Here is a 912-nt window from a genome sequence, read left to right as displayed (position 1 = left end):
GAGGATGTGTATCCTGAAAAAATAACCATCACGGGTGCCAAGTCCAATGACCGCACTCAAATGGAATCGTTGATTGATGAGGGCGGTTTCATGTACGTCTTTGATCGAGGGTACGTGGATTACGAAAAATTTGATGAATACACGGACAAAGGCGTCTTTTTCGCTTCTCGTCTGAAGGATAACGCCGAAATCCGCCATCTTCATGCGTTCAAATTACGCTCAGAAAGCTCTGTTTTATCGGATTCCATGATCCTTCTTGGAACGCCACAAAAACGGGTGGATAACGTGCTGCGACTCATTGAAACGCTTGATTCGAAAGGGAATCTCATTCGAATCATTACGAATCGATTCGACCTGGAAGCAGAAGAACTAAGCGACATCTATCGTTGGCGTTGGCAAATCGAGCTGTTTTTCAAATGGATCAAACAGCATGTAAAGATCAAGAGCTTCTACGGAACGAGTGAAAATGCAGTGCGAAACCAGGTGTTTCTCGCGCTCATTGCCTACTGTTTGTTGCTCCTTGTCAAACTGGAACAGAACAGTCAGCACAGCTTGTTGCAAATCAGCAGATGGCTCAAAGTATTTCTCTGGCAAACGTTTGAACAATGGATTGGTAGAATGAATTACCAGTCCAAACGAACATCAAGAGGGCGACAGAAAAGGAATTAGGTGTTGGTTGTCGTTGTCACTAATGCAATAAATGTATAAAACTACCAAATGGATAGAGCTACCTTTTGCTTGGTTGCTGTCGTTTTTGGTTGGGAAGCTGAAGATTTCATTCAGAATACTTCGACAAATCACAAACACATTTTTTATGCAACGCTAGTGATAAAGGACAAAATAATAATTCTTCCTTTCCAACAACTAAGTGATATCGAGTGGGCTTAATTATTATAAAAAACATCTGTACAT

Annotated in this window: 1 protein-coding gene; it reads left to right on the top strand. The window is 41.4% G+C overall.

The annotated features are described in order from the left end of the window. A partial coding sequence (locus EDM52_RS24100) for an IS4 family transposase (RefSeq protein WP_122911430.1) occupies nt 1–669 on the top strand: 669 nt, incomplete at its 5' end. Nucleotides 670–912: the final 243 nt, after the last annotated feature.

It is taken from the genome of Brevibacillus invocatus, assembly GCF_003710915.1.
Taxonomy (GTDB): Bacteria; Bacillota; Bacilli; order Brevibacillales; family Brevibacillaceae; genus Brevibacillus; species Brevibacillus invocatus.
Note: the sequence above shows the minus strand (reverse complement) of the source record. Positions and strands in the feature narration are given on the sequence as shown.